At 73.9% G+C, this 25,851-nt stretch carries 19 protein-coding genes and 1 pseudogene; 10 read left to right on the top strand and 10 right to left on the bottom strand.

Annotated elements, in window-relative coordinates:
• Positions 1 to 134: 134 nt before the first annotated feature.
• A complete protein-coding gene (locus OG447_RS22690) occupies positions 135 to 1,691 on the bottom strand; it encodes an FAD-binding oxidoreductase (RefSeq protein WP_266938991.1) in 1,557 nt (518 codons plus the stop codon).
• 147 nt (positions 1,692 to 1,838) lie between these two features.
• Here OG447_RS22690 and OG447_RS22685 point away from each other — a divergent pair, with 147 nt between their 5' ends.
• Complete coding sequence (locus OG447_RS22685; protein WP_266939005.1) at positions 1,839 to 3,023, top strand: cytochrome P450; 1,185 nt, start codon at positions 1,839 to 1,841, stop codon at positions 3,021 to 3,023.
• A gap of 38 nt (positions 3,024 to 3,061) precedes the next feature.
• Here the strand turns inward: OG447_RS22685 and OG447_RS22680 are convergent, their stop codons facing one another.
• Entirely contained in the window at positions 3,062 to 3,715 is a 654-nt protein-coding gene (locus OG447_RS22680) for a class I SAM-dependent methyltransferase (RefSeq protein ID WP_266938993.1), read from the bottom strand.
• Positions 3,716 to 4,016: 301 nt separating this feature from the next.
• Entirely contained in the window at positions 4,017 to 5,657 is a 1,641-nt protein-coding gene (locus OG447_RS22675) for an IucA/IucC family siderophore biosynthesis protein (RefSeq protein ID WP_266940101.1), read from the bottom strand.
• A 101-nt stretch (positions 5,658 to 5,758) separates the two neighbouring features.
• On the opposite strand from OG447_RS22675, the gene OG447_RS22670 reads away from it, so the two are divergent.
• Both OG447_RS22670 and OG447_RS22665 read left to right on the top strand, forming a co-directional pair.
• On the top strand, positions 5,759 to 7,291 hold the full coding sequence (locus OG447_RS22670) for an IucA/IucC family siderophore biosynthesis protein (RefSeq protein WP_266938994.1): 1,533 nt from the start codon (positions 5,759 to 5,761) through the stop codon (positions 7,289 to 7,291).
• Between the two features lie 168 nt (positions 7,292 to 7,459).
• Positions 7,460 to 8,209 (top strand): GntR family transcriptional regulator, encoded by a 750-nt coding sequence (locus OG447_RS22665; protein ID WP_266938995.1) that lies wholly within the window; start codon positions 7,460 to 7,462, stop codon positions 8,207 to 8,209.
• Between the two features lie 37 nt (positions 8,210 to 8,246).
• Here the strand turns inward: OG447_RS22665 and OG447_RS22660 are convergent, their stop codons facing one another.
• Positions 8,247 to 8,660 (bottom strand): winged helix-turn-helix domain-containing protein, encoded by a 414-nt coding sequence (locus OG447_RS22660; RefSeq protein ID WP_266938996.1) that lies wholly within the window; start codon positions 8,658 to 8,660, stop codon positions 8,247 to 8,249.
• 145 nt (positions 8,661 to 8,805) lie between these two features.
• Here OG447_RS22660 and OG447_RS22655 point away from each other — a divergent pair, with 145 nt between their 5' ends.
• From OG447_RS22655 to OG447_RS22645, 3 genes and pseudogenes are all read left to right on the top strand, one after another.
• Complete coding sequence (locus OG447_RS22655) at positions 8,806 to 9,780, top strand: SigB/SigF/SigG family RNA polymerase sigma factor (RefSeq protein ID WP_266938997.1); 975 nt, start codon at positions 8,806 to 8,808, stop codon at positions 9,778 to 9,780.
• Between the two features lie 330 nt (positions 9,781 to 10,110).
• A complete protein-coding gene (locus OG447_RS22650; RefSeq protein ID WP_266938998.1) occupies positions 10,111 to 11,172 on the top strand; it encodes a glycine betaine/L-proline ABC transporter ATP-binding protein in 1,062 nt (353 codons plus the stop codon).
• Positions 11,172 to 12,963: pseudogene (locus OG447_RS22645) on the top strand (ABC transporter permease/substrate binding protein). The gene OG447_RS22650 and the pseudogene OG447_RS22645 overlap by 1 nt, the downstream one beginning before the upstream one ends.
• An 84-nt stretch (positions 12,964 to 13,047) precedes the next feature.
• Here the strand turns inward: OG447_RS22645 and OG447_RS22640 are convergent.
• Positions 13,048 to 15,261 carry an MMPL family transporter gene (locus OG447_RS22640; protein WP_266939000.1) on the bottom strand — a complete coding sequence of 738 codons (2,214 nt, stop codon included), beginning with the start codon at positions 15,259 to 15,261 and terminating at the stop codon, positions 13,048 to 13,050.
• A 693-nt stretch (positions 15,262 to 15,954) separates the two neighbouring features.
• Here OG447_RS22640 and OG447_RS22635 point away from each other — a divergent pair.
• From OG447_RS22635 to OG447_RS22625, 3 genes are all read left to right on the top strand, one after another.
• Positions 15,955 to 16,722 (top strand): sensor histidine kinase, encoded by a 768-nt coding sequence (locus OG447_RS22635; RefSeq protein ID WP_266939004.1) that lies wholly within the window; start codon positions 15,955 to 15,957, stop codon positions 16,720 to 16,722.
• Positions 16,719 to 17,387 (top strand): response regulator transcription factor, encoded by a 669-nt coding sequence (locus OG447_RS22630; RefSeq protein ID WP_266939002.1) that lies wholly within the window; start codon positions 16,719 to 16,721, stop codon positions 17,385 to 17,387. The genes OG447_RS22635 and OG447_RS22630 overlap by 4 nt, the downstream gene beginning before the upstream one ends.
• Before the next feature lie 142 nt (positions 17,388 to 17,529).
• Entirely contained in the window at positions 17,530 to 17,781 is a 252-nt protein-coding gene (locus tag OG447_RS22625; RefSeq protein WP_266939003.1) for a hypothetical protein, read from the top strand.
• Between the two features lie 199 nt (positions 17,782 to 17,980).
• Here OG447_RS22625 and OG447_RS22620 read toward each other — a convergent pair whose 3' ends face one another.
• The 3 genes from OG447_RS22620 to OG447_RS22610 all read right to left on the bottom strand — a co-directional run bounded on the left by OG447_RS22620 (position 17,981) and on the right by OG447_RS22610 (position 20,227).
• Positions 17,981 to 18,232, bottom strand: a complete 252-nt coding sequence (locus OG447_RS22620) for a hypothetical protein (protein ID WP_266939003.1) — start codon at positions 18,230 to 18,232, stop codon at positions 17,981 to 17,983.
• 142 nt (positions 18,233 to 18,374) lie between these two features.
• Positions 18,375 to 19,043, bottom strand: coding sequence for a response regulator transcription factor (locus tag OG447_RS22615; RefSeq protein ID WP_266939002.1), 669 nt, complete (start codon positions 19,041 to 19,043; stop codon positions 18,375 to 18,377).
• The gene (locus OG447_RS22610) at positions 19,040 to 20,227 is read right to left on the bottom strand and encodes a sensor histidine kinase (RefSeq protein WP_266939001.1); all 1,188 of its coding nucleotides are present in this window, start codon (positions 20,225 to 20,227) and stop codon (positions 19,040 to 19,042) included. Before OG447_RS22610 ends, OG447_RS22615 begins: the two co-directional genes overlap by 4 nt.
• A 272-nt stretch (positions 20,228 to 20,499) precedes the next feature.
• Between OG447_RS22610 and OG447_RS22605 the strand changes: the two genes are divergently transcribed.
• On the top strand, positions 20,500 to 22,713 hold the full coding sequence (locus tag OG447_RS22605; RefSeq protein WP_266939000.1) for an MMPL family transporter: 2,214 nt from the start codon (positions 20,500 to 20,502) through the stop codon (positions 22,711 to 22,713).
• A gap of 83 nt (positions 22,714 to 22,796) precedes the next feature.
• On the opposite strand, the gene OG447_RS22600 is transcribed toward OG447_RS22605, so the two are convergent.
• Together OG447_RS22600 and OG447_RS22595 are read right to left on the bottom strand one after the other, a co-directional pair.
• On the bottom strand, positions 22,797 to 24,590 hold the full coding sequence (locus OG447_RS22600) for an ABC transporter permease/substrate binding protein (RefSeq protein ID WP_266938999.1): 1,794 nt from the start codon (positions 24,588 to 24,590) through the stop codon (positions 22,797 to 22,799).
• The gene (locus OG447_RS22595; RefSeq protein ID WP_266938998.1) at positions 24,590 to 25,651 is read right to left on the bottom strand and encodes a glycine betaine/L-proline ABC transporter ATP-binding protein; all 1,062 of its coding nucleotides are present in this window, start codon (positions 25,649 to 25,651) and stop codon (positions 24,590 to 24,592) included. Before OG447_RS22595 ends, OG447_RS22600 begins: the two co-directional genes overlap by 1 nt.
• Positions 25,652 to 25,851 lie beyond the last annotated feature (200 nt).

Genomic DNA, 25,851 nt, shown 5'->3' with positions numbered 1-25,851 from the left:
AGCTCCTCGTGGCGGTAGCTGGGACGGGCGCGCCCGTGGCAGGCCTGGTCGGCCCGGTGGCCCGGACGGTCTAGTGCTGTGGCCGGAAAGGTTTGCCGGGCGGCGCGACCCGGTGAGCCTTTCCGGCCACAGCACTAGACGGCCTGGGGGAAGCGGAACAGCCGGCCGGGGTCGTAGCCGCGCCGGACCTCCTCCAGGCGCGGGAGGTTCGGCCCGTAGTAGGCCTCCCGCCAGTCGGCGAGCTCGGGGTCGGCGTAGTTCTGGTAGGCGCGCCCGCTCGCCCAGGGGCGCAGGTCCCGCCAGAGCCCGTCGAGCCAGTCCTGGTGCCGGGCCGCCTCGGAGGCCGGCGCGGACTCGGGCCAGTAGACGAGGTACTGGGCGAGGAACGCGCTGTCGCGGTGGGTGAAGGCGGTGGCGGTGGCGGGCACGCGGTTGACGGCGCCGCCGCAGACCCCGTCGAACTGGACCACGCCCCGCCCGCCGCGCGGCACGGACGACGGGTAGCGCCGGACGGCGTCGAGTACCGCTCCGATCGCCGCGTCGGGCAGCCCGGCAGCGGCCCAGAAGTCCGAGCGGGCGGCGTACGAGTCCCGGCCCAGCCGCCCCCGCGGGTCCCGGCCGGGCAGCGTGCCCGGCAGCCGGCACTGTGCGGCGCTCCGCTCCAGGCAGCCCGCCATCGCCCGGACGGTGTCCCCGTAGCCGCGGACGACGATCAAGCTGTCCCGGGGCTGCCCGCCGATCAGGTCGGACAGCCGGGTGAGCTGCGCCTCCAGCTCGCGGCGCCCGTCGAGGGACACCACGCGGACCGCCGGGGCGGGCGCGGTCCCGGTCTCGACGACGAACTCCACCTGGCTCCAGAACGGGTCCGGCAGTTTGCCCAGCCAGCGCTGCCAGCCGCGCAGCACCGCAGCGGAGTCGCCGCCGGGCCAGTGGAGTTCGGCGAAGGCGCAGTCGCCGACCGGATGGGTGTCGAAGCGGAACTCGGTGACGACGCCGAAGTTCCCGCCGCCGCCCCCGCGCAGCGCCCAGTACAGGTCGGGGTCCCGGTCGGCGGAGACCTCGCGGACGGCACCGTCGGGGGTGACCACCCGGGCGCCCGTGAGCCGGTCGGCGGTGGTGCCGTACGCCCGGGCGGCCAGGCCGAGGCCGCCGCCGAGGGTGAGCCCGGCGATGCCGACGGAGGGGCACAGCCCGGTCGGGATGCCCAGGCCCCGCCCGGCGAGCGCGGCGTTCACGTCGCCCAGCCGGGCTCCCGCGCCGATCCGTACGCCGGCCGGTGCGCCTGTGGGTACGCCGGCCGGTGCGTTCGCGCGTACGCCGGACCCCTCGACCGTGACAGACGCCATGGCTCCGGTGTCCAGCACCAGGCCCGCGGCCCGGGTGGACCAGCCCGCGTAGCTGTGCCCGCCGCCGCGCGGTACCACCGCGGCGCCGGAGCGGCGGGCGAAGTCCAGGCAGACGGCCACGTCGCCCGCGTGCGCCGGATAGGCCACCGCACCGGGCGCGACGGCGTCGTAGCGGGGCTGGAACAGCTGCCGTGCCTCGGCATAATCCGCTTCGCCCGGGAGCACCACCCGCCCGTCGATCCCGCGGGCGAGGGCGCCGTAGTCCGGGCCCCCGGCCGCCGCGCCGACGGTGGCGAGCACGGCCGCGGCCGCGCTCCCCAGGACCTGGCGGCGATGGAGGCTCATGCCTCCTTCCTGCCACCGCCCGGGCCGATCGGCGTGAAGGCGGGCCCACACACACCGGGTTGCCCCCCGAACGGCCCACGGCGGAATCGATTCGGCTGGTCGTATGAGCAGTTCGGTCCGGGCGGCGGGCGACATTAGGGTGCACCCATGGCTCTCGTGGACCTCAGCGCGCCCGGCGAAGACTTCGACGCCGACCCCTACCCCTTCTACGCCGCCCTGCGCACGGCCGGTCCCGTCCACCAGCTGGCCGTCGGCGGCGACCGCTCCTGGCTGGTCGTCGGCCATGACGAGGCCCGGCAGGCCCTCAACCACCCCGCCCTGGCGAAGAACTGGCTCGGCTCCGAGCTGTTCGGCCTCCCGGCCGCCGCCGCCCACACCAACCTGCTGGAGTCGGACCCGCCCCACCACACCCGGCTGCGCCGCCTGGTGTCCCGCGAGTTCACCGCCCGCCGCGTCGAGGCGTTGCGGCCCCGCATCCAGCAGGTCACCGAGGAGCTGCTCGACGCGATGGCGGCCCGCCCCGACCGCCGGGGCGACCTGATCCGGGACTTCGCCGTACCGCTGCCGCTGACCGTCATCTGCGAACTCCTCGGCGTCCCCGACCTGGACAGCTCGCGCTTCCGCTACTGGTCAGGGGAGGTAGTGGCCCCGCTGGGCAATGCCGGCCCGGACAGCCGCGTCATGGAGCAGCTGACCGCCTACCTCCTCGAACTCGTCGAGGCCAAGGCGGCCGACCCCGGCGAGGACCTGCTCAGCGCCCTGATCCGGACCCGCGACGAGGACGGCGGCCGGCTCTCCCCGGACGAACTGATCGGGATGGCCTTCCTGCTCCTGATCGCGGGCCACGAGACCACCGTGAACCTGATCGGCAACGGCATACGGGCCCTGCTGGCGCACCCGGACCAGCTCGCGGCCCTGCGCGCCGACCCCGAAGGGCTGATCGACGGCGCGATCGAGGAGATGCTGCGCTACGACGGCCCGGTGCAGCACGCCACGTACCGCTTCGCCGTCGCCGACCTGGAACTCGGCGGGGTCACCGTCCCGGCCGGCGCCTCCGTCCTGGTCGCCCTCGCCGCCGCCGACCGCGACCCGGCCCGCTTCGCCGAGCCCGACGTCTTCGACATCCGCCGGACCGGACCTGGCCACCTGGCCTTCGGGCACGGCATCCACTTCTGCCTCGGCGCCCCGCTGGCCCGGATGGAGGGCCGCATCGCCGTCCGCGCCCTGCTCGAGCGGTTCCCGGAACTGGCCGAGGACCCGGACGCCGGGCCGCGCGACTGGCTGCCGGGCACGCTGGTACGGGGTGTCACCCGGCTTCCGCTGCGCTGGTAGCGGGCCGCGCCGGCCCGCTCAGGCCCGCTCAGGCCGGCTCAGTTCTTGCGGGCCAGCAGGAAACCCTGCGCGGACCTCTCGTACCCCTCGGGCTCCCGGACCAGCCGGGCCACCTCGGCGAGCCCGGCCCCGGCCAGCAGGGCGGCGATCCGGTCGGGCGGGGTCCAGTACACGTCGAGGTCGACGGGGTGGCCGTACGCGTGCTCCAGCCGGATCCGCTCGTCGCCCGCCTTGAACGCGATCAGCGCGTACCCGCCCGGGGCCAGCACCCGCGCGAACTCCGCGAACACCGGCGGGAGTTCCGAGGGCGGGGTGTGCACCGTCGAGTACCAGGCCAGGACCCCGCCGAGCACACCGTCCGCCACGTCCAGCGCGGCCATCGAGCCCACCTCGAAGCGCAGCCCCGGATAGGTCCGGCGGGCCACCGCCACCATCGCCGGGGACAGGTCGACCCCGAAGGTCCGTACCCCGAGCGCGTCGAGATGCGCCGTCACCCGTCCGGGACCACAGCCCAGATCGGCGACCGCCCGGCCCCCGCCGCCCTCCTCGCCGCGCACGTACTCGGCGAACGCGGCGAGCATGGCCCGGTCCAGGGGCCCTTCGGCGAGGGCCGTCCCGAGCAGCCGGGCGTAGTCGGCGGCGACGGCGTCGTAGGACGCCCGGACGGCGGTCAGGCGCGAGGTCTCTGTCATGCCCCTGAAAGTAGCCCGCCGGGCGCCGCGGCTCACCCCCCAGCTAGTGCTGCGACCGGAAAGGTTCATCGGGTCGCGCCGCCCGGTACGGCGCCTCGCCGCGTTGTCGGACCGCGCCGGTACGTCCAGCACGGGTCGCGGCCCTCCGCCTTGCGATGCTTCCCCTAGACGAGTAAGTCCGAAGTGGCGTCGTCCGCCCGCAGGGCGGGCGGACGACGCCACTTCGGACTTACTCGTCTAGGGCCTGCGGGCCTGGGGAGACCCCATGCACCGGACGACGCGACCCGATGAACCCTTCCGGTCACAGCACTAGCGGATTGGGCAGTTCCGCCCACTGGTCGCCGGGGACGCCTGGGCTCAGCCGCATCAGGGTGAGCGCCTTGGTCGGCAGCGGGCCGGTCAGCAGGGCCTCGGTGTCGGCGGTGGGGGAGAGCCCGGCCGCCTGGGCGAGGAGTTCGGCGAAGGCGCCGGCCGAGCCCGCCGTGGCGCCGAGCGCCCCCGTCACCAGCGACCCGAACAGCTTGCGCCGCAGGGTGGTCACGTCGTCGGTGACCAGCCGGCCCGACAGGGGCGGCACCGGCAGGCCGTGCCGCAGGAGCCGGGCGGGGCTGATGCGGATGTCGGCGAGGTCGCGGTAGACCAGCCGGACCGGCGCCCCGGTCGCGGAGACGACGACCAGGAGGTTCTGGCCGTGGGCCTCCAGGGCCACCCCGAGCTCCAGAGCGCGCAGGCACACCGAGAGCGCGAGGCGGGCGAAGGCGGCCTGCCAGGCGGCCGAACGGGCCGGCGGGAAGGCGGCCAGCGCCGCCACCGGGAGCACCCGCTCACCGGCGGAGGCGTCCGCGTACACCTCCGGCGGCTCGCGCAGCACGGCCGCCAGGTCCGGGCTGTGCGCGCTCGCCGCGCCGAGGGTGCGGGTGATGTGCAGCCGGCCGTCGAGCCGCTCGGACAGGGTCTCGGCGAAGGCGGAGACGGCCGCCGCCGTTTCGACGGAGTAGACCGAGATGTCCCGTACGGAGGAGGTCAGCCGGGTGCTCAGCGCGGTCTTCACATGCGCCCCGCCGAGCAGGTCCGCCCCGCCGGCCTCGCCGGTACCGCCCGCCTCGCCGGCACCGCCCGCCCCGTCCGGCGCGGGTGCGAGGGTGCGCAGGGACATCAGGGGATGCGCCGGGAATCCGCCCCGGACCCGCTCGTGGGTGAGCACGTGCTCCGCCTGCCACGGATGCACCGGGAGCAACAGCCGCCCCCCGTCCCGGAGCCGGGCCGGCCAGTCGCCGGTGACCACGCACTCCTCGGCCCGTACGGCGACCAGCCCCAGCTCCACCACCGGCCGGTGCTCCGGCGCGTACGCGAGCTGCTCGGCCACCGAGAAGCCGGGCCGGGAGCGGCAGTTGGGGTGGTACGGATGCCCGTCCACCACCCGCTGCTCCCATCCCCAGAGGGTCCGCGGGTCCTCCTCGGGCCCCTCCTCGCCGCCCGCCCGGGACAGCGCCAGCGAGGCCGTGCTGTCGTCCAGCTCGGCGGCGAACTCCTTGCCGTACGGCACGTCCAGCGCCGTCACCAGCCGGGCGGCCTGACGGTACGCCCTGCCGTCGAGCCGCAGCTCGCCGACGTACGCCCCGGTCGCGCAGGGATCCGGAAGCGGGCCCTCCAGCCGGCTGCCCCCGGCCAGTGTGAGCACCAGGCCGCCGGGCCCGCGCTCCCGGCTCACCACCCAGGGCAGGGGCTCGAAGGCCAACGCCCGCCACAGCCGGGTCAGTACGGCCGCCCGGGCGCCGCCGAGCGCCGCGGTGTACGCGGGGACGAGCGCGGGGCGTACGGAGGTCAGCCCGGCGGCGATCGCCTCCTCGGCCGGGGAAGCGGGCGCGTCGGCGCTCGGGTGCGTGCTGCGGTCCAGGGTCCTGTTCCTCTCAGGGGTACGGGCGGGGGCACGTGGGTACATCGCCACGAAGCGATGATCGGGTCATCATCGCGGATACTGATGATCATGGCCGGTGATACGCCGTGAATCTCCGGCGCACCGCGACGGACCGATTGGAATCAGTGGACCTCAACACCCTCGCAGACGCATATGCTGCGACCCCGCTCCTGAACTGCCTGCTCAGAGAGGCCGCGGAGCCGGCCACGGAACACGGCGCGGGCACCCACCGGCTGCTCGGCAGCGGGCGGCTGCTGCGGGTGCGGGGCGGGCGCCGACCCGTACGGCCGGAGCTGCGTACGGCGGACGGCTGGCATCCGCTCAGCCACACCGAACTGGTCAAACTCACCTCCGACGAACTGCGCCAGTACACCGGTGTGTCCAACGGCGAACTCCCCGTCGAAATGGCCGACAGCCGTGCGACCGTCGCCGCCCTGCTGACCGCCCGGGCCGGGGCCGCGCCCGCGCGGGACCCGTACCTGCGATCCGAGCAGTCCCTGGTCATGGGCCACCCGCACCACCCCGCGCCCAAGGCCCGGGGCGGAGCCCCGGCCGCGAGCTGGCTGCCGTACGCGCCCGAGGCCCACGCCCGCTTCCCGCTGGTCTTCCTGGCACTGCGCGAGGACCAGGCGGTCGAGGAGGGCGGCCCGGCGGCCGCCGCGGCGCTCGACTCGCTGGCCGACGTCCTCGACGGGCCGCGCCCGCCCGCCGGTTACCGGCTGCTGCCCGCCCACCCCTGGCAGCTCGACCTGGTCGGAGCCCGGCGCGCGGTGCGCGAGGCCTTCGCCGACGGGCGGCTGCTGCGGCTCGGTGAGAGCCGGCTGCCCGCCTGGCCCACCGCTTCGATCCGGACCCTGTACGTGCCGGACCCGGCCGCCGACCTGTTCGTGAAGTTCAGCCTCGACGTCCGCATCACCAACGACGTGCGCCGGCTCTGGCGGCACGACCTGCTGACGCTGCGCCGCACCGACGCCGCGGCCGCCGCCGGCTTCGCCGCCCTGCGCGCCACCGGATCGGACGCGGCCTGGCTCGCCGACCGCGGCTACCGCACCGCGGGCTTCGCCTTCGAGGAACTGGCCGTGCTGGTCCGCGACGGCCTGCACGCGCACATACGGCCCGGGGCCACGCCGCTGCTGGCCGCCGCGCTCGCCGAGAGCGACCCCGGGAACCCGCTGGCGCGCACCGCCGACCCGGCCGGCTGGTGGCGGGCGTACCTGCGCCAGGTCGTGCCGCCGGTGCTGGAGCTGTTCGCCCGGCACGGGGTGGTGCTGGAGGCCCACCTCCAGAACACCCTCGTCGCCTTCGACGCGTCGGGCACGCCGGTGCAGGCCCTCTTCCGGGACGCGGAAGGGGTGAAGCTCATGCCGGACCTGGACCGTGCGGCCGCCTGGCAGCGGCTGGTCTACTGCCTGGTCGTCAACCACCTGATGGAGATCGCGGGGGCGCTGGCCGAACGGCATCCGGACGTCTCGCCGTTCGTGTGGCCCGCCGTACGCGAGGAGTTCCTGCGCTACGACGCCACCCGCGGCCTCCCCGAGACGGCGGAGCTCCTCGCCGCCCCGGCCCTGCCCGCCAAGACCAACCTGCTGCTGCGCTGGACGCGGGCGGACGGGGCGGCCGCCCGCTATCTGCCGCTGCCGAACCCGCTGCGGGGGTAGGCCCCCCGAAGGGGCGGCCGGAGCCGGCGGGCCGGAGCGGGAGCCCGGGGGTGCGGAATCGGCCAAGGTGGGTCCCGTACCCACGTCCCCCTCACCCAGAGGTATAGACCAATGCTACGTTGGTCGGGCAGACCGCGCAGTCCTTGACCACCCGTCAGAGGAGAAGCCATGCCCTCCCCTTCGCGGGGCGGCGGCCCGGCCGCCATGCCCAAGTACCAGCGGATCGCCGCAGCGCTGCGCCGCGATCTCGACCGCGCCGCACACGCCCCCGGCGGCCGACTGCCCTCCGAACGGAGTCTGGCCGCCCGCTATCAGGTCAACCGGCAGACGATCCGGGCCGCGCTGCAACACCTGCGCGAGGACGGACTCGTCGTCACCGGACGCAGGGGCAGCCGCCCCGTCGGCATCGCCGCCGGAGCACGGCCGGCCGCCCACCCGGCGCCGCCGGTCTCCGCGCCGGGTGAGAGCCGGCTCACGCTGGTCACCGTGCCGCCCTCGCTCGCCGCCCTGCTCGGCATGGGCGGCGGGGACCGCACCCTGGTCCACCACCGGCGCGAACGCGGCCCGGCGGGAGAGGTCGTCCGGCACGCCGTCACCTACCTCAGTCCGGGTGTCGTCGCGCGGATCCCCGAACTGGCCCGCTACGGCGACCGGGCCGCCGCCGTACGAGACGAGGACCTCGGCCCCCTGCACCGCTGGCTCGAACGGGCCGCGGCGGACGGCCGGCTCGCCGAGACCATCACCATGACCCGCACCACCCACCCCCAGGGCCCCTCGCCGGCCTGCGGGCTGACCGTCCGCCGCACCCTGCACGACTCCTCGGGGCGCCTGCTGGCCGTCACCGACCTGGCCTTCCCCTCCTGGGACCGGCTGACCTTCCACCGCGACCCCGCCGAGTCCGGCTTCTGCGTGATCTAGGGCAGTGACCGCACTGTGCGCGGCTCCTTGCGGGTCCCTACGCCTCGCCCGGTGCCCCCTGCTCGACGGCGAGGTCCGGGGCCGGGGGGAGACCGAGGAGGTCCGTCGCCTCGGGGCCGGTGATGTCCGGGGGGAGGGGCGGGGCGTCCGGGTCCGAGGCCGCGCCGGTCAGCAGGGCGAGCAGTCCGGCCACTTGGACCCCGGCCTCCGCGGGGTGGCGGAAGACGGCCCCCGGGGAGATCTCGTACCGGTTGCGCCGGCCGTCGCGGGCGCGCCGCAGGTACCCGTCCGACTCCAGGTCGGTGACGATCGTCTGCACGGTGCGTTCGGTCAGTCCGCAGACCGTGGCGACATCCCTGAGCCGCACGGCCGGGTCCCGGGCGATGGCCACCAGAACTCGTGCGTGATTAGTCAGAAATGTCCAATTTTGACGCTGCGACATACTCCCCATGCGCACATGATGCGATAGGCGATTCACGTGTTGCAAGACGCGAAACGGATTTCCGGTAATTCTTGACGTACGAGCAGAAGAGGTCCACCATCTACGGCAGTCAAGGTCCCGCGCCGCAAGCCGACAAGCCCAAGGAGCGAACCCCATGCCGGTCCCTGCCCCGTCCTCCCCTACCGCCCCCGCTGCCGCCCCCGCCGTCTCCGCCGCCGTTCCGTGCCCCCGCCGCAGCGCCGAGGCCGCCCGGATCGCGGGTCTGCCCCGGATCGACGAGCCCCGGGAAGTGGCCCCCGCGGACGCGAGGGAGCTGTCGAAGGTCTTCTTCCGGCGGCTGCGCGAACTGACCGAGGGCACGCCGGAGTACCAGTACGTCCGCAACACGCTCATTGAGATGAACGCCTCACTCGTCCAGTACGCGGTACGCCGCTTCCGCAGCCGCGGCGACGGCGGCGACATCGAGGACATCGTCCAGGTCGGCACCATCGGCCTGATCAAGGCCATCGACCGCTTCGATCCGGCTCGCGAGAACGAGTTCTCCACGCTGGCCATGCCGTACATCACAGGCGAGATCAAGCGGCACTTCCGCGACACCTCCTGGGCCGTCCGCGTCCCGCGCCGGCTCCAGGAGCTGCGCATCGACATAGCCAAGGCGAAGGAGGAGCTGACCGTCACACTCGACCGCTCGCCCACCGTCGCCGACCTCGCCGACCGCCTCTGCCTCTCGGACGAGGAAGTCATAGAGGGTCTCGTCGCCGCCAACGGCCACACCAGCGGCTCCCTGGACGCGCCGCACGCCGAACACGGCGAAGGCTCGACCGAGGGCCACACCCTCGCCGACGTCATGGGCGAGGAGGAGCCGGCCATGGAACTGGTCGAGGACATCCAGACCCTCGCGCCGCTGCTGGAGGAGCTCAGCGACCGCGAGCGCCGCATGCTGCGGATGCGCTTCGGCGAGGAGCTGACCCAGGCCCAGATCGGCGCCGCCCTCGGCATCTCGCAGATGCAGGTCTCCCGGCTGCTCACCCGCCTCCTGGCCCACCTGCGCATCTCCATGCTGGAGGACCCCGCGGATCCGGCGGACCCCGCGTCGCACGCGGCCGAAACCGCCGCGGGCCAGGCCTGACGCGGGCCGGCCCGGACAGACCGGGCCTGACGCGCAGCAAGCCCCACACCCTCGTACTGGTTGACCCGGCGGACCACCGCCGGGTCAACCAGTACGAGGGTGTCTTTTTCGTCACACCCCGGTCCGCCGGGTCCAACGGGCCCCGCACGTGAGGTGGGTCACCTCCACGTTTGCCCGGGCGAATGCCGGGCACCCGCGCAGCTGGAGCGGACCCGTGCCCTCCGGCAGACCTGCCGGAGGGCCCGGCGCACGCGGGCCGATCCCGTCCCGCTCTACGGCCCGCCGGCCTCGCCAGGCGCACGCCGTCCCCGTACGACCCGCGAGGTTTATGTGTCCACGCTCCAGGCCGAGCACGTGTACAAGGTGTTCGGAAGACGACCCGGCGACGCCGCCGCCGCGGTCCGCGCGCTCGAAGGCGGCGCGGGCCGCGACGAGCTGCGGTCCGGCGGAACGACGGCTGCGGTCATCGACGCCTCCTTCAGCGTCGAGCCCGGCCAGATCTTCGTCGTCATGGGTCTGTCGGGCTCCGGCAAGTCCACGCTGCTGCGCATGCTCAACGGACTGCTGGCGCCCACCGCTGGACGCATCCTCTTCGACGGGCAGGACCTCACCGCGCTCAGTGCGCGCGAGCTGCGCCGCGTACGGTCCACGAAGATCAGCATGGTCTTCCAGCACTTCGCCCTCTTCCCGCACCGCGACGTGCTGGAGAACGCCGCCTACGGGCTGGAGGTCCAGGGCGTGCCCCGGGCCGAGCGCGAGCGGCGCGCCGCCGAGGCGCTGGCCCTGTGCGGGCTCGAAGGCTGGGAGAAGTCCTGGCCCGACGAGCTGTCCGGCGGCATGCAGCAGCGCGTCGGCCTCGCCCGCGCCCTGGCCACCGACGCGGAGCTGCTGCTGATGGACGAGTCCTTCAGCGCACTCGACCCGCTGATCCGCCGCGACATGCAGGACCAGCTGCTCGAACTCCAGCACCGCCTCAAGAAGACCATCGTCTTCATCACCCACGACCTCAACGAGGCCATGCGCCTGGGCGACGGCATCGCGGTGATGCGCGACGGCCGCATCGTCCAGCAGGGCACCGCCGAGGACATCCTCACCCGCCCCGCCGACGAGTACGTCGCCTCCTTCATCCAGGACGTGGACCGCTCGCGCGTGCTCACGGCCGACGCCGTCATGGACGAGCCCCCCACCGGGGTCGAGCCCTGCGGCTGCCCCACCGTCAGCGCCGACACCCCGCTCGCCGACCTGTGCTCCGTCAGCGCCCGCGTCCCGCACCCGGTCGCCGTCACCGACGCGGACGGCGCCGTCGTCGGCTCCGTGCCGCAGGACCGTCTCATCGCCTTCATCGGTGACGAACAACGGCCCCCGATGGCCTGCGTGGAGGTGGCCGCCTGATGCCCCGCCTCAACCTCGGCGCCTGGGTCGACAGCGGTGTCGACTTCCTCCAGCGCCACCTGTCCTGGCTGTTCGACGCCATCAGCGCGCTCGTCACCGGGCTCTACGACGGCATCGACGCCGTCCTGTCCGCCCCCGCCCCGCTGCTCTTCGCGGGCATCCTCGCCGTCGCCGCCTGGTGGCTGCGCGGTCTGCTGGCGGGCCTGCTCGCCTTCGCGGGTTTCGCCCTCGTCGACTCCGTCGGCCTGTGGTCCGAAGCCATGTCCACGCTGTCCCTGGTCCTGGTCGCCACCCTGGTCACGCTGGTGTTCGCGATCCCGCTGGGCATCTGGGCCTCGCGCTCCGACCGGGTCAGCGCGGTCCTGCGGCCGGTCCTGGACTTCATGCAGACCATGCCGGCCATGGTCTACCTGATCCCCGGCATCATCTTCTTCGGGGTGGGCGTGGTGCCCGGCATCATCGCCACCATCATCTTCTCGCTGCCGCCGGGCGTCCGGATGACCGAGCTCGGCATCCGCCAGGTCGACGGGGAACTGGTCGAAGCCGCCGAGGCCTTCGGCACCACCCCGCGCGACACCCTCGTACGCGTCCAGCTCCCGCTGGCCCTGCCCACGATCTTGGCGGGCGTCAACCAGGTCATCATGCTGGGCCTGTCCATGGTCGTCATCGCCGGCATGGTCGGCGGCGGCGGACTCGGCGGGGCCGTCTACAAGGCCATCGGCAACGTCGACATCGGTCTCGGCTTCGAGGCGGGCGTCTCCATCGTCATCCTCGCCATGTACCTGGACCGGATGACCGGGGCGCTCGGCCGCCAGGTCTCCCCGCTGGGCCGCCGTACGCTGGCCAAGGCGCGGGCCGCCGCGACCGGCGCCGCCAAGGTGTGGAACCACCGTCCCCAGCCCGCGTACGCGATCACCGGGGCCGTGGTCCTCGCCCTCGTCGCGGGCGGCCTGAACACCTTCGGCGGCCCGGCCCGCGAGGACGGCCCCGCCGGGGCCGCGGACATCGGCAAGGGCCGAACCGTCTCCATCGGCTACATCCCGTGGGACGAGGGCATCGCCTCCACCTTCCTGTGGAAGGAACTCCTCGAGCGCCGCGGCTTCAAGGTCGACACCCGCCAGCTGGAGGCCGGCGCGCTACACCGGCCTGGCCGGAGGCCAGCTCGACTTCCAGACCGACGCCTGGCTGCCCGTCACCCACGCCCAGTACTGGGAGAAGTACGGGAACAAGCTGGAGGACCTCGGCTCCTGGTACGGCCCCACCTCGCTGGAGCTGTCCGTGCCCTCGTACGTGAAGGACGTGCGCTCGCTCGCCGACCTCAAGGGCAAGTCCGGGCAGTTCAAGGGCCGGATCATCGGCATCGAGCCGAGCGCCGGGGTCATGTCGATCCTGAAGGACAAGGTCCTCAAGGAGTACGGGCTCGACGCCGAGTACCAGGTCGTCGACGGCTCCACCCCCGGCATGCTCGCCGAGCTCAAGCGGGCGTACGACAAGAAGGAGCCCGTGGTGGCCGTGCTGTGGTCGCCGCACTGGGCGTACTCCTCGTACGAGCTGACCAAGCTGGAGGACCCGAAGGGGGTCTGGGGCACCGGCGACGGGATCCACACCCTCGCCCGCAAGGGCTTCGCCGAGGACGAGCCGAAGGTGGCCGAATGGCTGCGTTCCTTCAAGCTCACCGAGGAGCAGCTCACCGGCCTGGAGGCGAAGATCCAGGAGACCGGCAAGGGCAAGGAGCAGCAGGCGGTCCGTGCCTGGCTGGCCGACCACCCCGAGATCGACCAGCTGGCCTGACGGCCGGGTGAACGCTGCGCGGGTCCCCGTACGAGCTCGTACGGGGACCCGCGCAGCGCTGTGTACGCCCGCATCGGCGGCGGTTCAGCGGACCAGGACGCCCTCCGGCAGCCCCGCCGGATCCCGCCGCGGCTCCTCGGGCCGGGGCCTGGCGGGCCACCAGAGGGAGCGGCCCAGCAGCACCGCACAGGCGGGCACCAGGACGATCGACAGGACGAAGGCCGAGAGCAGGATCCCCAGCCCCGTCGCGAAGCCGATCTGCTGGGTGGCCGAGGCCGGGTTCACGGCGAGGCTGCCGAAGGAGGCGGCCAGCACCACTCCGGCGGTCGCGACGGCCGGAGCGGTGTGCCGGACCGCCCGGGCGACCGCGGCGCGGGCCGGACCCGGCCGCTCCATCTCCTCCCGGATCCGGTCGGTCACCAGGATGTTGTAGTCGGTGCCCAGCGCGACCACGAACAGGAAGAGGATCAGCGGGAGGGTGAAGGCCACCCCCGGCTGCTCCAGGGCGTGCTGGAAGACGAGCGCCGAGGCGCCCAGCGTCGCGGCGAACCCCAGCCCCACGGCGAGCAGCAGGACCAGGGGCGCGAGCAGGCTCCGCAGCAGCAGGAGCAGGATCAGCCCGATCAGTACCGCCGCCACCGGGAACACCACCCGCAGATCCTTGTCCACCACGGCCGAGATGTCGGCGAACACCGCCGAGGTCCCGCCCACATGGGCCTCGGTGCCCGCGGGCCGGTGCGCGGCGACCGTCTCCCGGACCGGACCGGAGGCCAGGTCGCGGGCCTCCTGGGTGTGCGGCGAGGCGTTCGGGAACAGGTCGATCCGCGCCGCCAGCCGGTCCTCGCTCAGCACGGCCGGAGCAACCCGGCCCACCCCGTCCACCTTCCCCAGCGCCCCGGCCAGCGCGCCGAGCCCGCCGTCGCCGAGCCCGCCGTCGCCGAGCGCGTCCGCCTCCGGCGCGGTGACGAAGACGCTGATGGGGTCCGACACGCCCGCGGGCAGGGCCCGTGCGATCTCGGAGGAGGTGACCGCGGACGCCGTGCGTTCGCCGCCCGTGTCGCCGGGGCCGTAGTCCATCCGGATCCCGGCCGTACCGGCCGCCAGCGCACCCAGCAGCGCGACGCACGCCAGGGCCGCCGCCACGGGCCGCCGGGCCACCCGGTCGCCCAGCCGCCCGGCGCTGCCCCCGCGGGGCTCCCGTTCCAGGGAGCGCGAGGGCCAGAACATCCGGCGCCCGGTGACGGCGAGCAGCGCGGGCATCAGGGTGAGGCTGCCCAGCAGCATCACCAGCACGGAGACGGCGATGGCCGGACCGAGCACCCGGAACTGCCCGAACGAGGCGACGGCGAGCGTGGCGAACGCGGCGACGATGGTCAGCGCCGCCGAGGTCACCGCCGTCCCCACCCGTCCGGCGACCTCGCACGCGGCGGAGCGCCCGGACTGATCGGGCCGCCTGCGCAGCTGCTCGCGGAAGCGGAACAGCAGGAAGAGGAAGTAGTCGATACCGATGCCGACCAGTACGACGTTGATCAGCTGCGGCGTGGAGGGGTCGAGGTCGATCCCCGTCAGCGCGGCGGCCCCGACCACCGTTCCCGTGGCCGCCCCGCCGACGACGGAGACGACGAGCAGCGGCAGCAGAGACGCGAGCAGACTGCGGAACACCAGCACGTGCAGCAGCACGATCGCCCCGAGCATCAGGATGCCGATGACGAGGGAGCGGGTCTTCCCGGCATCGGCGGTGTCCACGCCGTCGGCGAGCCCGCCGGTGAACCCGGTCCGCAGGCCCGCCTCCGCGAACTCGGCGCGGGCGTGCTCGCGGAAGGCCCGGTAGGTGTCGTGGACCCGGGGGTCCTGGGAGTTGCCCGTCAGCTCCACGGACAGCAGCCGGAAGCTGCGGTCGGGGGCCGTCATGGCCGGGCTGACCCGGGGCACTTGGGAATGGTCCGGGGAGAAGAACAGGTCGTCCTCCGACGGGGGCATGACGACCCGGTACCGGGCCAGCGCCGCGGCCTCCTCGTCGATGCGCCGCTCGTCGGCGTCCGCCAGCGGCGCGCCGTCCGCACGGGCCACCAGTACGGTCAGCGGGTCGGCGCCGGGCTTCACCCCGAACTTCTCCTCGGCGACCTGCAGGGCCGCGGCCGAGTCGTAGGCCGGGGGCAGGAAGTCCCCGCCGCTGCTCTGCGTGACGCGGTGGACAAGAGCCTGGCCCAGGAAGGTCAGTGCGATGCCGAGCACGGCCCACACGGCGATCACCTTCCACGGACGTCTCGTCGAGTATCCGGTCAGGGCGCGGATCACGTCGGTTCCTCCGGTGTGTGCGGTGCGTCCGGGGTTTCCCGGCCGGCTCCCAGACCATCAGTCGGAGCGGGCCGGTGCGTCCCGGCGGAGGACGATCCGCAGTCCGGGACCGGGGTCCGGACACCGGCCGGACCCAGGACCCCGGTCCTGGTCCGGCCCGCGACTCCAGGCCGGTGGAAGGGGGAGCGGCCGGTGCCAGAATGGATCACGGGGGCCGGCCGGGCGTCTGCCGGCACGGGCCGGGAGGGGCGGCCGGCGGGGGAGGACCGGCAGTGACGGACAAGGGAGCCGACCGGCTGACCTGGACGCGCCACGACGCACTCATGGCCATCGCGACCGCGGCGGTCGACCTGGTGGGGTTCTCGCAGGGATCCGTGTCCGAGACGGTGCCCCTCACGGTCGCGGCGGCCCTGGCGCTCGTACTGGCGGCGCTGGCCCTGGTCGCCCGGCACAGCCACCCGGTGACCGTGCTCGCCGTGGTGCTGCTCCTGGGCGTGGTGCCCAACCTCGCGACCCCGGTGCCCGCACCGCACTTCCCGATCAGCCTGGTCATCGCCCTGTACGCGGTCGTCAGGTTCCGCCGTCCCGCGGTGGCGGCGCCGTCCTGCCTCGCCGCCGTGCCCCTGCCCTCGGTGGGCCAGGGCGGCATGCTGCTGCTCGCCCGGCTGGGGCGTCGTCGCCAACGCGGCGGTCGTGCTGCTGGTCGCCGGTTCGGCGGTGGTCATGAACCGCCGGCAGCGGGAGGCCGAGGCCCACCAACTGCTGCGGGCGGAGCGCGCGGTGGCCGAGGAGCGCCGCCGCATCGCCCGCGAACTGCACGACATCGTCGCCCACCACATCACCACCATGCAGCTGATGGCCGGCGGTGCGCGGGCCAATCTGGCGCACGACCCCGAGGTGGCGCGCGAGGCCCTGGTGACCCTGGAGGACTCCGGCCGGATGGCGCTGCGCGAGATGCGCCAACTCCTGGACGTCCTGCGGGCCGGGGAGGAGGCGGAGACCGGCCCCGAGGCCCCCCAGCCCGGGGTGCGGGACCTGGACCGGATCATCACCGAGTCGCGGCTGGCCGGTACGGAGACCGAGCTGACCGTGGACGGGCCGGTCCGCCCGCTGCCGCCGACCGTGGGCCTCACCGTCTTCCGGATCGTGCAGGAGGCCCTGACCAACACCCGCAAGCACGCCGGGGAGGCGCGGGCCCGGGTACGGCTGACGTACGGCGCCGACGAAGTCGCCGTGGAGGTACGGGACGACGGGACGGGAGCCTGGCCCCCCGCCGCCCGGCCCGCACGGTCCGCGCCGCCCCGCTCCGGGTACGGTCTGATCGGAATGCACGAACGCGTCGCCCTGCAGGGCGGCACCCTGGAGGCCGCCGCACTCGACGGCGGCGGCTTCAGGGTGGCGGCCCGCCTCCCGGCCCCGGGGGGCACCGGGGGCGGCCAGGGAGGGGAACGCCACCGATGATCCGCGTGCTCATCGCCGACGACCAGCCGCTGGTGCGGCGCGGCCTGGCTCTGATCCTGGGCCCCGACCCGGAGTTCGAGGTCGTGGGCGAGGCCGAGGACGGGGCCCGCGCCGTCGCCCTCGCGCAGCAGCTGCGGCCCGACGTGGTCGTCATGGACATCCGGATGCCCGTCCTCGACGGGGTCAAGGCCACCGGCGAACTGGCCCGCACCCTCCCGGAGACCCGGGTCCTGGCCCTCAGCACCTTCGACATGGACGAGTACGTGGTCGCCGCCCTGCGCGCCGGTGCGTACGGCTTCCTGCCCAAGGACATCTCCCCGGAGGAGCTGATCGCCGCCGTCCGCACCGTCCACACGGGGGAGGCCGCCGTTGCGCCGCGGCTGCTGACCCGGCTCATCTCCACCTACGTACGGCCCCCCGCGCGGTCCCGCCCCACGGCCGCGGTGACCCCGGCCGACCTCACCCCGCGCGAACGGGAGATATGGCAGCTGATGGCCACCGGCCTGGACAACGCGGAAACCGCCCGCGAACTGGACATCAGCGTCTCCACGGTCAAGAACCACATCACCGGCATCTTCGGCAAGCTCGGCGTCCGCGACCGCGCCCAGGCGGTCATCGCGGCGTACGAATCGGGCCTGGTGGAGGCCGGCAACGGGAGCGGTTGATCACCAAGTGCCCCCAAGAAGACCGGAATCCTCCTGGCGACCACACCTCTGACCAGCCAAAACACTGGATGATTCGCCCGTGCGGACGAGGCCCCGTCCATGGCACAGTGCGATCAGCCCAACCGCACGACAGGGAGCCTCCATGCGCGATCCGCACTCCACGCCCTTCGCGGCCGCACCCGAGTGCCTGCCGGAGCCCGGTCCGCTTCCCCGCTGCCCGGTGTGCGACCGGGTACCGGAGCGCATCTCCTGGCGCCAGCGCCCCGGAGAGCCGGTGGTGCTGGCCTTCGACCCCTGCGGCCACCGCGCCTCCTCGCCCGCCGCGCCCGTCCTCGCGGTCGTCCCGGCGGCGGGCCGCGGCGGAGCCGGCGGGGCGCGCCCGTTGGACCTGTGAGGCCAGGTCGTGTCGTCAAAGTGGCGTCTGGCTGCTCGTAGGGTCCGGCACTGTCACGCTCTGCCGCGTGCGATCGTCAAGGTCGCCGGATGCGTCCGCATGCGGAGCATCCGTCCTCCGCCTTGGCGATCGCACGCACCAGACCCCGACAGCACCGCCCTACGGGCGGCCGACGCCACTTTGACGACACGACCTGGCCTCACAGGTCCAACGGGCGCGCCCCGCCGGCTCCGCCGCGGCCCGCCGCCGGGACGACCGCGAGGACGGGCGCGGCGGGCGAGGAGGCGCGGTGGCCGCAGGGGTCGAAGGCCAGCACCACCGGCTCTCCGGGGCGCTGGCGCCAGGAGATGCGCTCCGGTACCCGGTCGCACACCGGGCAGCGGGGAAGCGGACCGGGCTCCGGCAGGCACTCGGGTGCGGCCGCGAAGGGCGTGGAGTGCGGATCGCGCATGGAGGCTCCCTGTCGTGCGGTTGGGCTGATCGCACTGTGCCATGGACGGGGCCTCGTCCGCACGGGCGAATCATCCAGTGTTTTGGCTGGTCAGAGGTGTGGTCGCCAGGAGGATTCCGGTCTTCTTGGGGGCACTTGGTGATCAACCGCTCCCGTTGCCGGCCTCCACCAGGCCCGATTCGTACGCCGCGATGACCGCCTGGGCGCGGTCGCGGACGCCGAGCTTGCCGAAGATGCCGGTGATGTGGTTCTTGACCGTGGAGACGCTGATGTCCAGTTCGCGGGCGGTTTCCGCGTTGTCCAGGCCGGTGGCCATCAGCTGCCATATCTCCCGTTCGCGCGGGGTGAGGTCGGCCGGGGTCACCGCGGCCGTGGGGCGGGACCGCGCGGGGGGCCGTACGTAGGTGGAGATGAGCCGGGTCAGCAGCCGCGGCGCAACGGCGGCCTCCCCCGTGTGGACGGTGCGGACGGCGGCGATCAGCTCCTCCGGGGAGATGTCCTTGGGCAGGAAGCCGTACGCACCGGCGCGCAGGGCGGCGACCACGTACTCGTCCATGTCGAAGGTGCTGAGGGCCAGGACCCGGGTCTCCGGGAGGGTGCGGGCCAGTTCGCCGGTGGCCTTGACCCCGTCGAGGACGGGCATCCGGATGTCCATGACGACCACGTCGGGCCGCAGCTGCTGCGCGAGGGCGACGGCGCGGGCCCCGTCCTCGGCCTCGCCCACGACCTCGAACTCCGGGTCGGGGCCCAGGATCAGAGCCAGGCCGCGCCGCACCAGCGGCTGGTCGTCGGCGATGAGCACGCGGATCATCGGTGGCGTTCCCCTCCCTGGCCGCCCCCGGTGCCCCCCGGGGCCGGGAGGCGGGCCGCCACCCTGAAGCCGCCGCCGTCGAGTGCGGCGGCCTCCAGGGTGCCGCCCTGCAGGGCGACGCGTTCGTGCATTCCGATCAGACCGTACCCGGAGCGGGGCGGCGCGGACCGTGCGGGCCGGGCGGCGGGGGGCCAGGCTCCCGTCCCGTCGTCCCGTACCTCCACGGCGACTTCGTCGGCGCCGTACGTCAGCCGTACCCGGGCCCGCGCCTCCCCGGCGTGCTTGCGGGTGTTGGTCAGGGCCTCCTGCACGATCCGGAAGACGGTGAGGCCCACGGTCGGCGGCAGCGGGCGGACCGGCCCGTCCACGGTCAGCTCGGTCTCCGTACCGGCCAGCCGCGACTCGGTGATGATCCGGTCCAGGTCCCGCACCCCGGGCTGGGGGGCCTCGGGGCCGGTCTCCGCCTCCTCCCCGGCCCGCAGGACGTCCAGGAGTTGGCGCATCTCGCGCAGCGCCATCCGGCCGGAGTCCTCCAGGGTCACCAGGGCCTCGCGCGCCACCTCGGGGTCGTGCGCCAGATTGGCCCGCGCACCGCCGGCCATCAGCTGCATGGTGGTGATGTGGTGGGCGACGATGTCGTGCAGTTCGCGGGCGATGCGGCGGCGCTCCTCGGCCACCGCGCGCTCCGCCCGCAGCAGTTGGTGGGCCTCGGCCTCCCGCTGCCGGCGGTTCATGACCACCGCCGAACCGGCGACCAGCAGCACGACCGCCGCGTTGGCGACGACGCCCCAGCCGGGCGGCAGCAGCATGCCGCCCTGGCCCACCGAGGGCAGGGGCACGGCGGCGAGGCAGGACGGCGCCGCCACCGCGGGACGGCGGAACCTGACGACCGCGTACAGGGCGATGACCAGGCTGATCGGGAAGTGCGGTGCGGGCACCGGGGTCGCGAGGTTGGGCACCACGCCCAGGAGCAGCACCACGGCGAGCACGGTCACCGGGTGGCTGTGCCGGGCGACCAGGGCCAGCGCCGCCAGTACGAGCGCCAGGGCCGCCGCGACCGTGAGGGGCACCGTCTCGGACACGGATCCCTGCGAGAACCCCACCAGGTCGACCGCCGCGGTCGCGATGGCCATGAGTGCGTCGTGGCGCGTCCAGGTCAGCCGGTCGGCTCCCTTGTCCGTCACTGCCGGTCCTCCCCCGCCGGCCGCCCCTCCCGGCCCGTGCCGGCAGACGCCCGGCCGGCCCCCGTGATCCATTCTGGCACCGGCCGCTCCCCCTTCCACCGGCCTGGAGTCGCGGGCCGGACCAGGACCGGGGTCCTGGGTCCGGCCGGTGTCCGGACCCCGGTCCCGGACTGCGGATCGTCCTCCGCCGGGACGCACCGGCCCGCTCCGACTGATGGTCTGGGAGCCGGCCGGGAAACCCCGGACGCACCGCACACACCGGAGGAACCGACGTGATCCGCGCCCTGACCGGATACTCGACGAGACGTCCGTGGAAGGTGATCGCCGTGTGGGCCGTGCTCGGCATCGCACTGACCTTCCTGGGCCAGGCTCTTGTCCACCGCGTCACGCAGAGCAGCGGCGGGGACTTCCTGCCCCCGGCCTACGACTCGGCCGCGGCCCTGCAGGTCGCCGAGGAGAAGTTCGGGGTGAAGCCCGGCGCCGACCCGCTGACCGTACTGGTGGCCCGTGCGGACGGCGCGCCGCTGGCGGACGCCGACGAGCGGCGCATCGACGAGGAGGCCGCGGCGCTGGCCCGGTACCGGGTCGTCATGCCCCCGTCGGAGGACGACCTGTTCTTCTCCCCGGACCATTCCCAAGTGCCCCGGGTCAGCCCGGCCATGACGGCCCCCGACCGCAGCTTCCGGCTGCTGTCCGTGGAGCTGACGGGCAACTCCCAGGACCCCCGGGTCCACGACACCTACCGGGCCTTCCGCGAGCACGCCCGCGCCGAGTTCGCGGAGGCGGGCCTGCGGACCGGGTTCACCGGCGGGCTCGCCGACGGCGTGGACACCGCCGATGCCGGGAAGACCCGCTCCCTCGTCATCGGCATCCTGATGCTCGGGGCGATCGTGCTGCTGCACGTGCTGGTGTTCCGCAGTCTGCTCGCGTCTCTGCTGCCGCTGCTCGTCGTCTCCGTCGTCGGCGGGGCGGCCACGGGAACGGTGGTCGGGGCCGCCGCGCTGACGGGGATCGACCTCGACCCCTCCACGCCGCAGCTGATCAACGTCGTACTGGTCGGCATCGGTATCGACTACTTCCTCTTCCTGCTGTTCCGCTTCCGCGAGCAGCTGCGCAGGCGGCCCGATCAGTCCGGGCGCTCCGCCGCGTGCGAGGTCGCCGGACGGGTGGGGACGGCGGTGACCTCGGCGGCGCTGACCATCGTCGCCGCGTTCGCCACGCTCGCCGTCGCCTCGTTCGGGCAGTTCCGGGTGCTCGGTCCGGCCATCGCCGTCTCCGTGCTGGTGATGCTGCTGGGCAGCCTCACCCTGATGCCCGCGCTGCTCGCCGTCACCGGGCGCCGGATGTTCTGGCCCTCGCGCTCCCTGGAACGGGAGCCCCGCGGGGGCAGCGCCGGGCGGCTGGGCGACCGGGTGGCCCGGCGGCCCGTGGCGGCGGCCCTGGCGTGCGTCGCGCTGCTGGGTGCGCTGGCGGCCGGTACGGCCGGGATCCGGATGGACTACGGCCCCGGCGACACGGGCGGCGAACGCACGGCGTCCGCGGTCACCTCCTCCGAGATCGCACGGGCCCTGCCCGCGGGCGTGTCGGACCCCATCAGCGTCTTCGTCACCGCGCCGGAGGCGGACGCGCTCGGCGACGGCGGGCTCGGCGACGGCGGGCTCGGCGCGCTGGCCGGGGCGCTGGGGAAGGTGGACGGGGTGGGCCGGGTTGCTCCGGCCGTGCTGAGCGAGGACCGGCTGGCGGCGCGGATCGACCTGTTCCCGAACGCCTCGCCGCACACCCAGGAGGCCCGCGACCTGGCCTCCGGTCCGGTCCGGGAGACGGTCGCCGCGCACCGGCCCGCGGGCACCGAGGCCCATGTGGGCGGGACCTCGGCGGTGTTCGCCGACATCTCGGCCGTGGTGGACAAGGATCTGCGGGTGGTGTTCCCGGTGGCGGCGGTACTGATCGGGCTGATCCTGCTCCTGCTGCTGCGGAGCCTGCTCGCGCCCCTGGTCCTGCTGCTCGCCGTGGGGCTGGGGTTCGCCGCGACGCTGGGCGCCTCGGCGCTCGTCTTCCAGCACGCCCTGGAGCAGCCGGGGGTGGCCTTCACCCTCCCGCTGATCCTCTTCCTGTTCGTGGTCGCGCTGGGCACCGACTACAACATCCTGGTGACCGACCGGATCCGGGAGGAGATGGAGCGGCCGGGTCCGGCCCGCGCCGCGGTCGCCCGGGCGGTCCGGCACACCGCTCCGGCCGTCGCGACCGCCGGAGTGGTGCTGGCCGCCTCCTTCGGCAGCCTCGCCGTGAACCCGGCCTCGGCCACCCAGCAGATCGGCTTCGCGACGGGGCTGGGGATCCTGCTCTCGGCCTTCGTCCTGTCGATCGTCCTGGTGCCCGCCTGTGCGGTGCTGCTGGGCCGCTCCCTCTGGTGGCCCGCCAGGCCCCGGCCCGAGGAGCCGCGGCGGGATCCGGCGGGGCTGCCGGAGGGCGTCCTGGTCCGCTGAACCGCCGCCGATGCGGGCGTACACGCGCTGCGCGGGTCCCCGTACGAGCTCGTACGGGGACCCGCGCAGCGTTCACCCGGCCGTCAGGCCAGCTGGTCGATCTCGGGGTGGTCGGCCAGCCAGGCACGGACCGCCTGCTGCTCCTTGCCCTTGCCGGTCTCCTGGATCTTCGCCTCCAGGCCGGTGAGCTGCTCCTCGGTGAGCTTGAAGGAACGCAGCCATTCGGCCACCTTCGGCTCGTCCTCGGCGAAGCCCTTGCGGGCGAGGGTGTGGATCCCGTCGCCGGTGCCCCAGACCCCCTTCGGGTCCTCCAGCTTGGTCAGCTCGTACGAGGAGTACGCCCAGTGCGGCGACCACAGCACGGCCACCACGGGCTCCTTCTTGTCGTACGCCCGCTTGAGCTCGGCGAGCATGCCGGGGGTGGAGCCGTCGACGACCTGGTACTCGGCGTCGAGCCCGTACTCCTTGAGGACCTTGTCCTTCAGGATCGACATGACCCCGGCGCTCGGCTCGATGCCGATGATCCGGCCCTTGAACTGCCCGGACTTGCCCTTGAGGTCGGCGAGCGAGCGCACGTCCTTCACGTACGAGGGCACGGACAGCTCCAGCGAGGTGGGGCCGTACCAGGAGCCGAGGTCCTCCAGCTTGTTCCCGTACTTCTCCCAGTACTGGGCGTGGGTGACGGGCAGCCAGGCGTCGGTCTGGAAGTCGAGCTGGCCTCCGGCCAGGCCGGTGTAGAGCGCGCCGGCCTCCAGCTGGCGGGTGTCGACCTTGAAGCCGCGGCGCTCGAGGAGTTCCTTCCACAGGAAGGTGGAGGCGATGCCCTCGTCCCACGGGATGTAGCCGATGGAGACGGTTCGGCCCTTGCCGATGTCCGCGGCCCCGGCGGGGCCGTCCTCGCGGGCCGGGCCGCCGAAGGTGTTCAGGCCGCCCGCGACGAGGGCGAGGACCACGGCCCCGGTGATCGCGTACGCGGGCTGGGGACGGTGGTTCCACACCTTGGCGGCGCCGGTCGCGGCGGCCCGCGCCTTGGCCAGCGTACGGCGGCCCAGCGGGGAGACCTGGCGGCCGAGCGCCCCGGTCATCCGGTCCAGGTACATGGCGAGGATGACGATGGAGACGCCCGCCTCGAAGCCGAGACCGATGTCGACGTTGCCGATGGCCTTGTAGACGGCCCCGCCGAGTCCGCCGCCGCCGACCATGCCGGCGATGACGACCATGGACAGGCCCAGCATGATGACCTGGTTGACGCCCGCCAAGATCGTGGGCAGGGCCAGCGGGAGCTGGACGCGTACGAGGGTGTCGCGCGGGGTGGTGCCGAAGGCCTCGGCGGCTTCGACCAGTTCCCCGTCGACCTGGCGGATGCCGAGCTCGGTCATCCGGACGCCCGGCGGCAGCGAGAAGATGATGGTGGCGATGATGCCGGGCACCACGCCCACCCCGAAGAAGATGATGCCGGGGATCAGGTAGACCATGGCCGGCATGGTCTGCATGAAGTCCAGGACCGGCCGCAGGACCGCGCTGACCCGGTCGGAGCGCGAGGCCCAGATGCCCAGCGGGATCGCGAACACCAGCGTGACCAGGGTGGCGACCAGGACCAGGGACAGCGTGGACATGGCTTCGGACCACAGGCCGACGGAGTCGACGAGGGCGAAACCCGCGAAGGCGAGCAGGCCCGCCAGCAGACCGCGCAGCCACCAGGCGGCGACGGCGAGGATGCCCGCGAAGAGCAGCGGGGCGGGGGCGGACAGGACGGCGTCGATGCCGTCGTAGAGCCCGGTGACGAGCGCGCTGATGGCGTCGAACAGCCAGGACAGGTGGCGCTGGAGGAAGTCGACACCGCTGTCGACCCAGGCGCCGAGGTTGAGGCGGGGCATCAGGCGGCCACCTCCACGCAGGCCATCGGGGGCCGTTGTTCGTCACCGATGAAGGCGATGAGACGGTCCTGCGGCACGGAGCCGACGACGGCGCCGTCCGCGTCGGTGACGGCGACCGGGTGCGGGACGCGGGCGCTGACGGAGCACAGGTCGGCGAGCGGGGTGTCGGCGCTGACGGTGGGGCAGCCGCAGGGCTCGACCCCGGTGGGGGGCTCGTCCATGACGGCGTCGGCCGTGAGCACGCGCGAGCGGTCCACGTCCTGGATGAAGGAGGCGACGTACTCGTCGGCGGGGCGGGTGAGGATGTCCTCGGCGGTGCCCTGCTGGACGATGCGGCCGTCGCGCATCACCGCGATGCCGTCGCCCAGGCGCATGGCCTCGTTGAGGTCGTGGGTGATGAAGACGATGGTCTTCTTGAGGCGGTGCTGGAGTTCGAGCAGCTGGTCCTGCATGTCGCGGCGGATCAGCGGGTCGAGTGCGCTGAAGGACTCGTCCATCAGCAGCAGCTCCGCGTCGGTGGCCAGGGCGCGGGCGAGGCCGACGCGCTGCTGCATGCCGCCGGACAGCTCGTCGGGCCAGGACTTCTCCCAGCCTTCGAGCCCGCACAGGGCCAGCGCCTCGGCGGCGCGCCGCTCGCGCTCGGCCCGGGGCACGCCCTGGACCTCCAGCCCGTAGGCGGCGTTCTCCAGCACGTCGCGGTGCGGGAAGAGGGCGAAGTGCTGGAAGACCATGCTGATCTTCGTGGACCGTACGCGGCGCAGCTCGCGCGCACTGAGCGCGGTGAGGTCCTGCCCGTCGAAGAGGATGCGTCCAGCGGTGGGCGCCAGCAGTCCGTTGAGCATGCGCAGCAGCGTGGACTTGCCGGAGCCCGACAGACCCATGACGACGAAGATCTGGCCGGGCTCGACGCTGAAGGAGGCGTCGATGACCGCAGCCGTCGTTCCGCCGGACCGCAGCTCGTCGCGGCCCGCGCCGCCTTCGAGCGCGCGGACCGCGGCGGCGGCGTCGCCGGGTCGTCTTCCGAACACCTTGTACACGTGCTCGGCCTGGAGCGTGGACACATAAACCTCGCGGGTCGTACGGGGACGGCGTGCGCCTGGCGGGGCCGGCGGGCCGTAGAGCGGGACGGGATCGGCCCGCGTGCGCCGTGCCCTCCGGCAGGTCTGCCGGAGGGCACGGGTCCGCTCCAGCTGCGCGGGTGCCCGGCATTCGCCCGGGCAAACGTGGAGGTGACCCACCTCACGTGCGGGGCCCGTTGGAC

Source organism: Streptomyces sp. NBC_01408 (genome assembly GCF_026340255.1).
Taxonomy (GTDB): domain Bacteria; phylum Actinomycetota; class Actinomycetes; order Streptomycetales; family Streptomycetaceae; genus Streptomyces.
This window is presented reverse-complemented; position numbering and strand designations above follow the sequence as displayed.